This is a genomic window from Bacillus cereus group sp. BceL291, assembly GCF_051776705.1.
GTDB lineage: Bacteria > Bacillota > Bacilli > Bacillales > Bacillaceae_G > Bacillus_A > Bacillus_A cereus.
Genome location: NZ_JBPWAP010000122.1, coordinates 1 through 9,974, shown reverse-complemented (window position 1 = coordinate 9,974; position 9,974 = coordinate 1). Strand labels below are relative to the sequence as shown.

Sequence of the window (9,974 nt, the reverse complement as noted above, 5' to 3'; positions counted from 1 at the left end):
TGATTGTCCTTTTCTTGCCATAAAAAAATCCCCTCCAGATAAAACAGTATTGAGTCCATCATATCAGATGGACTCTTTTTTTACTGTCTACCTATAGGGGATAATACCAGGCATTCTCTTTTTTTATTTCTATAATTGTGCATACTACATAATAGTTATGATAGAAAAGGGGCTGTTATATGCTTGTAAGGCTTGGTTACGTTGCGATGAGTGTACATTTGAAGAATGCATCTCCATCTCAAACGATGACGTATGCACAGTTTCAGAAATTAGATGATCGTGCTGCTGCAATTCGTAAACTTGAAAGAATTGCTAATTCCAATTTAGAAAATTGTTTACGTTTATTAAAGCATAATAAAGGGCATGACATATCTTTCTTTCGGCTCAGTTCAAAGCTCATTCCTTTAGCGAATCATGAGGAATTGCTAGAGTGGAACTATATTCGTCCTTTAAAAGAAAATTTAAAAAAACTAGGTGAATATGCAGTTCATATGAATATGAGAATTGATTTCCATCCAGATCATTTTGTTGTACTAAATTCACCTGAGGAGAGTGTTTTTAAACAATCTGTAAAAACATTGCAGATGCACAAAAAATTATTAAAAGGTATGGGGATTGAACATAAGCAACGATGTGTACTGCATGTCGGAGGAGGATATAAAGATAAAGAACTTGCATTAGAGCGCTTTATAGAGAATTGGTCGAATGTCCCAAGGGGTATTCAAGAAATGATTATATTAGAAAATGATGATACAACCTTTACGTTAGAGGAAACATTATATTTAGGAGAAAAATTAGATATTCCCGTCGTATTTGACTTACATCACCATATGATGAATAATGAGCAAGAAGATTGGTATGAAGATTGGGCACGTGTCGTTCATACGTGGGAAACGTCTTTGTTGCCGGTTAAAATGCATATCTCTAGCCCTAGAGAGGGAAAAGATCCAAGAGCTCATGCAGATTATATTAATGTAGAGGCATTTTTATCTTTTTTAAGAAGGATAAAGGGAAGTGTTCCGCAAATTGATTGTATGATTGAGGCGAAGATGAAGGATGAGTCTTTATTTCAATTAATGAGAGATTTAAGTGAACAAGTAGATGTAGAAATTATCGATGGTGCAAGCTTTTATATTAAATAAGCTTTGCACCATCGTTTTTTTTGGTTAAAAAAGGGGTTAAAATGCCACCGGTTATTAAACCTGTTAAATGACTGATCGGATTGGCAGAAGGGTTAAAGAAAGTAAATAGCAGTAATAGAAGAATCATAATTGAGAAAATGGCAATTTCTTTTGGTTTTGAAGAGCGGTATCGATTGTACAATAAAAATAACTGTGCACCTAATAGTCCGAAAATACCACCTGATGCACCTGCGTGAATATATTCAAGCGGCATAATAATATAAGAAGAAATATTTCCAGAAATTCCAGAGAGAAAAAATAGAATAAAAAAAGAAAAGTGTCCGAGTTGCTTTTCGATAGAAGAACCAAGAGCGAACAAAAAAATACTATTAGAAAGAAAATGTTGTAAGTCTACGTGTACGAGAAGAGAAGTTATGACACGCCACCATTCTCCTTTAGCGATATATTCATTAGAGGCTGCCAGTGGTAAGAGAAAAAAGTCGCCTAATATCATCATGACTAAATGAATAAGAAGTAAGGTAAGAATAGTCGGTTGTAAAGAAATATGAGTGGATCTTATTAGCATACGGTTACTTTCACCCCTTTTGCATCAGAAAGATTCTCTGTTATTCTTATCAATATGAAAGAAGAAAGTTAAATAGAAGAAGGGGATTTCGAAATGATTATAGGGATTGGTATCGATATTATTGAATTAAATCGTATTGAAAAAATGCTAGATGGAAAGCTTAAATTTATGGAACGTATTTTAACGGAAAATGAACGTAATGTTGCTATGGAGCTGAAAGGAAGTCGTCTTACAGAGTTTGTAGCTGGAAGGTTTGCAGCGAAAGAGGCGTATTCAAAAGCTGTAGGTACTGGTATCGGAAAAGAAGTGAGTTTTTTAGATATTGAAGTGAAAAATGATGAAAGAGGTAAGCCAATTCTGATTACAAGTACAGAGTATATTGTTCATTTATCAATTAGTCATAGTAAGGAATTTGCTGTTGCTCAAGTTGTTTTAGAAAGCTCGTCACGCTAGTCTGCATATTTTATATCTTTGTCTCATATATTTGAGGTAGCGATAAGGAAGGTACATCTTCCATTCATTTATAGGGGCAAAGGGGCTGAATTGATGAAAAGGCGTCTGTTTTTAGTTCTTGTCGGTTTGTTGACCGTTTTTGTGTTGGCGGGTTGTATGGAAAAGAAGCAAGATGATGTCGTGAGAGATTTAGAATCAAAAGTAAAAGGGATGAAAAGTTATCAAGCTGAGGCAAAATTATCTATTAAAACAGGCAATGAGCCTCAAGAATATAACGTAGAGATTTGGCATAAGGAACCGTCTTTTTATCGTGTGAATTTAAAAAATGCAAAAAAAGATCAGAGCCAAATTATTTTGAGAAATGAAGAAGGTGTATTTGTATTAACGCCAGCACTTAATAAGAGCTTCCGTTTTCAAAGTGATTGGCCGCAAAATAGTAGCCAGGCTTATTTATATGAATCACTTGTAAGAGATATTTTGCAGGACAAGAAAAACCTTACTTTTGAGAAAACAGATAAGTATTATATTTTTAAAACAAAAACAAACTATCAACATCAAAATATGTTGCCGAGACAAGAGATTACATTGAATAAGAGCGACTTGACTCCAGTTTCAGTGAAGTTAATGGATAATGATCAAAATGTTCTTGTGAAAGTAGATTTCTCTAAAGTGAAATTCGATGCGAAATTTGATAAAGGTGCATTTGATACGAAACAAAATATGTCTAGAGCACAGGTAGATGTTCAAACAACAGCGAAAGAAGACAAACCGTTTGCTATTTTGTATCCACTTGATACACCACAAGGTATGACTCTGAAAGATGAAAAAGAGTTGAAGACAGACAGTGGCAAGCGTGCGATACTCACATACACTGGAAATAAGAAATCCTTTACTTTAATACAAGAAAAGGCAAAAGTTGCAGAGGCATCATCAGCGGTAAGTGTAAGTGGAGAACCAGTTGATCTTGGGTTTACGATTGGTGCATTAACGAAAGACTCTGTAACGTGGTCGCATAACGGAGTAGAATATATGCTCGTGTCTAAAGGTTTAGAGCCGAAGGAGCTGTTAATGATTGCTCGTTCAGTTACAGCGAAGCAGGTGAAGTAAACTTCTTAGACGTGGTGATATATGTGCACCACGTCTTTTCTTAGTTTGAAGGTGGATTTCATAAAAGAAGCATATAAAAGAATAAGCTTCGCATATCGTGTATAAGGAAGTGTATTTATGGAAGAAGCACCATTTTACCGTGACACTTGGGTGGAAGTGGATTTAGATGCCATTTATAACAACGTTACACATATTAAAGAGTTCATCCCAAGTAATGTAGAGATTTTTGCTGTAGTTAAAGCAAACGCATATGGGCACGATTATGTACCGGTGGCTAAAACGGCATTAGAAGCAGGTGCAACAAGGTTAGCTGTTGCTTTTTTAGATGAAGCTTTAGTGCTTCGGAGGGCTGGTATTACTGAACCGATTTTAGTGTTAGGTCCCTCGCCGCCGCGTGATATAAATGTAGCTGCTGAAAATGATGTAGCGCTAACTGTTTTTCAAAAAGAATGGGTGGAAGAAGCAATTAAACTTTGGGATGGTTCATCTGTAATGAAATTCCATATTAACTTTGATAGTGGTATGGGGAGAATTGGAATACGTGAAAGAAAAGAGCTAAAAGAATTTTTAAAGAGTTTAGAGGGTGCACCGTTTTTAGAGTTAGAAGGAGTATACACGCATTTTGCAACGGCAGATGAGGTTGAGACTTCGTATTTTGATAAGCAATATAACACGTTCTTGGAGCAGTTAAGTTGGTTGAAAGAATTCGGAGTGGATCCTAAGTTTGTTCATACAGCTAATAGTGCTGCGACGTTACGTTTTCAAGGGATTACATTTAATGCAGTGCGAATTGGGATTGCAATGTATGGATTATCTCCTTCTGTAGAAATACGTCCTTTTTTACCATTTGAATTAGAACCGGCGCTATCACTTCATACGAAAGTTGCTCATATTAAACAGGTAATTAAAGGTGATGGAATTAGTTATAACGTCACCTATCGAACGAAAACTGAAGAATGGATTGCGACTGTAGCGATTGGCTATGCAGATGGGTGGCTTAGAAGGTTACAAGGATTTGAAGTGCTTATAAATGGTAAAAGGGTACCGATTGTAGGGCGAGTAACAATGGATCAGTTCATGATTCATCTTCCTTGTGAAGTGCCACTTGGTACGAAAGTTACGCTTATTGGAAGGCAAGGAGATGAATATATTAGCGCTACAGAGGTTGCGGAATACTCAGGGACTATTAATTATGAAATTATTGCAACGATCAGTTTCCGTGTGCCAAGAATATTTATACGGAATGGTAAGGTTGTAGAGATAATTAATTACTTGAACAATATATAGAAGGTAGTATGATTGCTTCTTGTCATTGGAGTGACTGTTCATTGCTGGATAATAAGCTCTTTTTGATGAGAAGCTTTTTACTTATAATCATTTTTTATATAAGTTGCACGTAAGTTTTGAAGAGGAGTTCTATTGTTTTTAGTTAGTTATGAGATAAAAAATTTAAGAAGATGAATGTTTTGTTTGTGAATTGGAAAACATAAGCAAGGAATAAGGAAGTCTTTGCAACAGGCTCCATACAATGGTATTATTACAATAGGTGTCATATATATATTTGGGTGTGTAGTTGACGGTGGAGGTGTATTTTTGTGTCCGAATCAAGTGTAACTACTGAAATCGTGGTTCGGTTGCCAAAGCAAATGGTAACGGAATTGGACGGAATTGGAAAACAAGAGAATAAGAATCGCCATGAACTAATTTGCCAGGCAACACAATTGTTATTGCGTCAACATAAGACGAAGAAACGCTACCAACATGAATCAATGCGACGTGGGTACATTGAAATGGGAAAAATTAATCTTGGTATTGCATCTGAAGCTTTCTTAGCAGAGTATGAAGCAGCTCATACAGTAGAACGCTTAGTTAGCGGGGGGTAATATTTTGATTGTAAAACGCGGCGACGTGTATTTTGCAGACCTTTCCCCAGTTGTTGGTTCTGAGCAAGGAGGCGTTCGTCCGGTTCTTGTCATTCAAAATGACATCGGAAATCGTTTTAGTCCAACGGTGATTGTAGCGGCTATTACTGCACAGATTCAAAAAGCGAAATTACCCACTCATGTGGAAATTGATGCGAAAAAGTATGGTTTTGAGAGAGATTCTGTTATTTTACTTGAGCAGATTCGAACAATCGATAAGCAACGCTTAACGGACAAAATCACTCATTTGGATGAAGTGATGATGAGTCGTGTAGATGAAGCGTTACAAATTAGTTTAGGACTAATAGATTTTTAAATCGGCAGTTTAAGTTGCTCTCTTTGAAGGGCAACTTTTTTTATTATAGAGGAGGTTACGGTTGTATATGGAAATGGTAGATAATCGACAAGCGTTAATGAAAATGTTAGTGAAAGAATTAGGCTTTACCGAAAAGCAAGTTCGTCATGTTATTCAATTAACAGAAGAAGGTAACACAGTTCCATTTATTGCTCGTTACCGAAAAGAATGGACAGGCTCTTTAGATGAGGTGCAAATTCGTACGATTTTAGAGAGATGGCAATATATGATGCAACTTGAAGATAGGAAGGAAGAAGTTCTTCGTCTTATTGATGAGAAGGGGAAACTGACAGAAGAGCTACGACAGCAAATTGTTAAAGCTACAAAGTTGCAAGAAGTAGAAGATCTATATCGTCCATATAAAGAGAAAAGAAGAACGAAAGCGACAATTGCTAAAGAAAAAGGATTAGAACCATTAGCTGAATGGTTATTGTTATATAAGAAAGAAGATCCGGCTAAAAAGGCAGTGGAATTTATTAATGTAGAGAAAGAAGTGCAATCTGCAGAAGAAGCTTTACAAGGTGCACAAGACATTATTGCAGAAATGGTTTCAGATGAAGCTGCGTATCGTAGTTGGATTCGAAATGTTACTTTTAGAAAAGGTGTTATGTCTTCGTCCGTGAAAGATGAAGAAAAAGATGAAAAGAATATATATGAAATGTATTACAGTTATGAAGAACCATTGCAAAAAGTAGTACCACATCGTGTATTAGCAATGAATCGTGGCGAGAAAGAAGATATATTGAGAGTTGCTGTTGTTCCGCCAGTAGATGAGATAGTAACTTTCTTAAATAAGAAAGTAATTCGTGATAACGATTCGAAAAGTGCACATTATGTACAATTAGCGATTGAAGATGGTTATAAACGATTAATTCAATCTTCAATCGAAAGAGAAATTCGTAAAGAATTAACAGAAACAGCTGAAGAACAAGCGATACATATTTTCTCTGAGAACTTACGTAACTTATTATTACAACCTCCGATGAAAGGGAAAGTCGTGCTAGCGGTAGATCCGGCATATAGAACTGGTTGTAAATTGTCTGTAGTAGATGATACGGGGAAAGTACTACATATCGATGTTATTTATCCGCATCCACCTGTTCGTAAATATGATGATGCAAAAACGAAAGTTCTTTCTATTATAGATAAATATCAAGTTGAAATGATTGCAATTGGTAATGGGACAGCATCTAGAGAAACAGAAGAGTTTATAGTAGATGTATTACAAAGTGTGAACCGAGATGTCTTTTATATTATTGTAAATGAAGCGGGTGCTAGTGTATATTCAGCTTCTGATTTAGCTCGTGAGGAATTCCCAAATTTACAAGTTGAAGAGAGAAGTGCCGTTTCTATTGGAAGACGTCTGCAAGATCCACTTGCTGAACTTGTGAAAATTGATCCTAAATCAGTTGGGGTTGGACAATACCAACATGATGTATCTCAAAAGAGACTGAATGAGTCATTAACATTTGTAGTAGAAACAGCTGTTAACCAAGTTGGGGTTAATGTAAATACGGCTTCGGTTGCATTGTTACAATATGTTTCAGGTTTATCGAAAACTGTTGCGAAAAATATTGTGGCAAAGAGAGAAGAAGATGGGAAATTCACGAAGCGCACGGAATTAAAGAAAATCCCGCGTTTAGGTGCAAAGACGTATGAACAATGTATAGGTTTCTTACGTATACTAGAAGGAGCGAATCCATTAGATCGAACAGGTATTCATCCAGAGCAATATAAAAATGTTGAATTGTTATTGAAGAGTCTAGGGTTATCGATAGATGACGTAGGACAACCGCAATTACAAAAGAGATTGGAAGAAGTAGAGATTTCTAAGTTATCTCAAGAAACAGGAGTTGGGGAGCCGACGTTAGTTGATATTATAGATGCACTTATTAGTCCAGAAAGAGATATGAGGGATGAGTTGCCTAAACCACTTCTGAAAAAAGGGATTTTGAAATTAGAAGATTTAAAACGTGGTATGGAATTAGAAGGAACAGTTCGTAACGTTGTTGATTTTGGTGCTTTTGTTGATGTTGGCGTAAAGCAAGATGGTTTAGTACATATTTCTAAACTTAGCAAACAGTTTGTAAAGCATCCGTTAGATGTTGTATCAGTAGGGCAAATTGTAAAAGTATGGGTAGATGATATTGATACAAAAAAAGGACGCGTTGCACTATCTATGTTGCCGATTGAATAGTAAGAGAAGAGAGCAGATGAAACTGCTCTTTTTTTATGGAATAAAAAGTGTAATGGATTATGAGCTTTGATGTATTTTGCTATAATAAAACCAGCATTCATTTAATAATTTAATTTGATACCGGTTTTTTTCGAAATATGCACGTTGCATTTGTTTTTTTAGCCACGTAGGCATAGGAATCCCTCCTTGTTTAATCCTGCTCTCAAAAATCTAAAATGCTATTGATGAGAGGTTGGTGAGTGGATTTCTATTCATGTTTTGTTTTTAGAAACCACGCTTCTTACATGAGGATGGGTATATGTACTATTTAATATATGTATAAGAAGGGAGAAAAGTGTAAAAATATTTTTTTGTTTAGGAGGAATGAGAGTGGATGAGCAAGAAATTCAGCGACTAGTGGAAGAAGTGTCACTACAATACTTTGAGGTACCGTTCTTACATAAAGCAGTGTTTAATAATAGATTACGTACAACTGGTGGGCGTTATTTATTGAAGAGTCATAATATCGAACTGAATTATCGATATTACGAAGTGTATGGTGAAGAAGAGTTAGTCGGGATTATTAAACATGAGCTTTGTCATTATCACTTACATATTGCAGGAAGAGGGTATAAGCACAGGGACAGGGATTTTCGTGAGTTGTTAAAGAAAGTTGATGCACCACGTTTTTGTAAACAAATGATTAATGAAGAGAAGGAAAAAAAGATTTATAAGTATGAATGTATGGAGTGTTCACTTCAATATGTAAGAAGGCGTCAAATAAATACAAAAAGATATGTCTGTGGAAAGTGTAAAGGGAAACTCAAACCGATATCGAAAACATCTTGACAGTAAAAACGCAATCCAGTATATTATAAACATGTCACGTTTGAACAAGATGTTGTTAAAAACTTCTTGACTTACAGAGAGAATTTTTATAAGATACAAATTGTCTTCATTATTCCGCAGTAGCTCAGTGGTAGAGCTATCGGCTGTTAACCGATCGGTCGTAGGTTCGAGTCCTACCTGCGGAGCCATACAGAGAAGTACCCAAGTGGCTCAAGGGGCTCCCCTGCTAAGGGAGTAGATCGCTAACGCGGTGCGAGGGTTCGAATCCCTTCTTCTCTGCCATACATATTGGCCCGTTGGTCAAGTGGTTAAGACACCGCCCTTTCACGGCGGTAACACGGGTTCGAATCCCGTACGGGTCACCACTTTTGGAGGATTAGCTCAGCTGGGAGAGCACCTGCCTTACAAGCAGGGGGTCGGCGGTTCGATCCCGTCATCCTCCACCATATAATTTTATATGAATAGTATTGTCGCGGGGTGGAGCAGCACGGTAGCTCGTCGGGCTCATAACCCGAAGGTCGCAGGTTCAAATCCTGTCCCCGCAACCAAATGGTCCCGTGGTGTAGTGGTTAACATGCCTGCCTGTCACGCAGGAGATCGCCGGTTCGACCCCGGTCGGGACCGCCATTTTAACTTCTGCTATATAGCAGTTGTTTTTTATTGGACATTATGGTACAATAACATTTGTCTTTGAAAAGAAGATAATTATTTCGATGGGCTATAGCCAAGCGGTAAGGCAACGGACTTTGACTCCGTCATGCGCTGGTTCGAATCCAGCTAGCCCAGCCATTTACGAGCCATTAGCTCAGTTGGTAGAGCATCTGACTTTTAATCAGAGGGTCGAAGGTTCGAGTCCTTCATGGCTCACTTTTGTTTTTTCCGCGCGGTCGTGGCGGAACGGCAGACGCGCTAGGTTGAGGGCCTAGTGGGGGAAACCCCGTGGAGGTTCAAGTCCTCTCGGCCGCATCAAAAAAATCTTAAAAAAGTACTTGCATTTGAAAATGTAGTATGATAAGATAATTGAGTCGCCAAATTACAACGACGAAAAAACATCATGAATAAGCGCCCGTAGCTCAATTGGATAGAGCGTTTGACTACGGATCAAGAGGTTAGGGGTTCGACTCCTCTCGGGCGCGCCAATTACGGGAAGTGGCTCAGCTTGGTAGAGCACCTGGTTTGGGACCAGGGGGTCGCAGGTTCAAATCCTGTCTTCCCGACCACGCGGGTGTAGTTTAGTGGTAAAACAAGAGCCTTCCAAGCTCTGGTCGAGAGTTCGATTCTCTTCACCCGCTTTTAGTTCTTTGAAAACTGAACGAAACAAACAACGTGAAACGTCAATTTTTATTTTAGATGCTAGACAAACTAACTTTATTGGAGAGTTTGATCCTGGCTCAGGATGAACGCT

The 9,974-nt window shown here is 37.5% G+C and carries 10 protein-coding genes and 12 tRNA genes; 20 read left to right on the top strand and 2 right to left on the bottom strand.

Annotation, left to right across the window (positions count from 1 at the left end; translation table 11 throughout):
• Positions 1-179: 179 nt before the first annotated feature.
• Positions 180-1,142, top strand: coding sequence for a UV DNA damage repair endonuclease UvsE (gene uvsE, locus ACS2CR_RS32150; RefSeq protein ID WP_000961161.1), 963 nt, complete (start codon positions 180-182; stop codon positions 1,140-1,142).
• Here uvsE and ACS2CR_RS32145 read toward each other — a convergent pair.
• Complete coding sequence (locus ACS2CR_RS32145; RefSeq protein ID WP_000908523.1) at positions 1,135-1,707, bottom strand: rhomboid family intramembrane serine protease; 573 nt, start codon at positions 1,705-1,707, stop codon at positions 1,135-1,137. The two genes, uvsE and ACS2CR_RS32145, sit on opposite strands and share 8 nt — an antisense overlap.
• Before the next feature lie 93 nt (positions 1,708-1,800).
• Here ACS2CR_RS32145 and acpS point away from each other — a divergent pair, with 93 nt between their 5' ends.
• From acpS to ACS2CR_RS32115, 6 genes are all read left to right on the top strand, one after another.
• Complete coding sequence (gene acpS, locus ACS2CR_RS32140; RefSeq protein WP_000583417.1) at positions 1,801-2,160, top strand: holo-ACP synthase; 360 nt, start codon at positions 1,801-1,803, stop codon at positions 2,158-2,160.
• A 156-nt stretch (positions 2,161-2,316) separates the two neighbouring features.
• A complete protein-coding gene (locus ACS2CR_RS32135; protein ID WP_053514347.1) occupies positions 2,317-3,267 on the top strand; it encodes a LolA family protein in 951 nt (316 codons plus the stop codon).
• 117 nt (positions 3,268-3,384) lie between these two features.
• Positions 3,385-4,554, top strand: coding sequence for an alanine racemase (alr, locus tag ACS2CR_RS32130; protein ID WP_053514326.1), 1,170 nt, complete (start codon positions 3,385-3,387; stop codon positions 4,552-4,554).
• 308 nt (positions 4,555-4,862) lie between these two features.
• Positions 4,863-5,150, top strand: coding sequence for an antitoxin EndoAI (locus tag ACS2CR_RS32125; protein WP_000004570.1), 288 nt, complete (start codon positions 4,863-4,865; stop codon positions 5,148-5,150).
• 4 nt (positions 5,151-5,154) lie between these two features.
• Positions 5,155-5,505, top strand: coding sequence for a type II toxin-antitoxin system endoribonuclease NdoA (gene ndoA / locus ACS2CR_RS32120; RefSeq protein ID WP_000635965.1), 351 nt, complete (start codon positions 5,155-5,157; stop codon positions 5,503-5,505).
• Positions 5,506-5,572: 67 nt separating this feature from the next.
• Entirely contained in the window at positions 5,573-7,741 is a 2,169-nt protein-coding gene (locus ACS2CR_RS32115) for a Tex family protein (protein WP_000426236.1), read from the top strand.
• A gap of 57 nt (positions 7,742-7,798) precedes the next feature.
• Here ACS2CR_RS32115 and cmpA read toward each other — a convergent pair whose 3' ends face one another.
• Complete coding sequence (cmpA, locus tag ACS2CR_RS32110) at positions 7,799-7,915, bottom strand: cortex morphogenetic protein CmpA (RefSeq protein WP_001143642.1); 117 nt, start codon at positions 7,913-7,915, stop codon at positions 7,799-7,801.
• A gap of 195 nt (positions 7,916-8,110) precedes the next feature.
• Here cmpA and ACS2CR_RS32105 point away from each other — a divergent pair, with 195 nt between their 5' ends.
• From ACS2CR_RS32105 to ACS2CR_RS32045, 13 genes are all read left to right on the top strand, one after another.
• The gene (locus tag ACS2CR_RS32105) at positions 8,111-8,569 is read left to right on the top strand and encodes a SprT family protein (RefSeq protein ID WP_000344241.1); all 459 of its coding nucleotides are present in this window, start codon (positions 8,111-8,113) and stop codon (positions 8,567-8,569) included.
• A 113-nt stretch (positions 8,570-8,682) separates the two neighbouring features.
• Positions 8,683-8,757 (top strand) — tRNA-Asn (locus tag ACS2CR_RS32100).
• A gap of 3 nt (positions 8,758-8,760) precedes the next feature.
• Positions 8,761-8,851 (top strand) — tRNA-Ser (locus tag ACS2CR_RS32095).
• Positions 8,852-8,859: 8 nt separating this feature from the next.
• A tRNA-Glu gene (locus ACS2CR_RS32090) sits at positions 8,860-8,934 on the top strand.
• A gap of 5 nt (positions 8,935-8,939) precedes the next feature.
• A tRNA-Val gene (locus tag ACS2CR_RS32085) sits at positions 8,940-9,015 on the top strand.
• 25 nt (positions 9,016-9,040) lie between these two features.
• Positions 9,041-9,117, top strand: a tRNA-Met gene (locus ACS2CR_RS32080).
• Between the two features lie 3 nt (positions 9,118-9,120).
• Positions 9,121-9,196 (top strand) — tRNA-Asp (locus ACS2CR_RS32075).
• An 87-nt stretch (positions 9,197-9,283) separates the two neighbouring features.
• A tRNA-Gln gene (locus ACS2CR_RS32070) sits at positions 9,284-9,358 on the top strand.
• A 5-nt stretch (positions 9,359-9,363) separates the two neighbouring features.
• Positions 9,364-9,436: transfer RNA gene (locus ACS2CR_RS32065), tRNA-Lys, on the top strand.
• A 16-nt stretch (positions 9,437-9,452) separates the two neighbouring features.
• Positions 9,453-9,535 (top strand) — tRNA-Leu (locus ACS2CR_RS32060).
• Positions 9,536-9,631: 96 nt separating this feature from the next.
• A tRNA-Arg gene (locus ACS2CR_RS32055) sits at positions 9,632-9,708 on the top strand.
• A 4-nt stretch (positions 9,709-9,712) separates the two neighbouring features.
• Positions 9,713-9,789 (top strand) — tRNA-Pro (locus tag ACS2CR_RS32050).
• A gap of 1 nt (position 9,790) precedes the next feature.
• A tRNA-Gly gene (locus tag ACS2CR_RS32045) sits at positions 9,791-9,861 on the top strand.
• Positions 9,862-9,974: the final 113 nt, after the last annotated feature.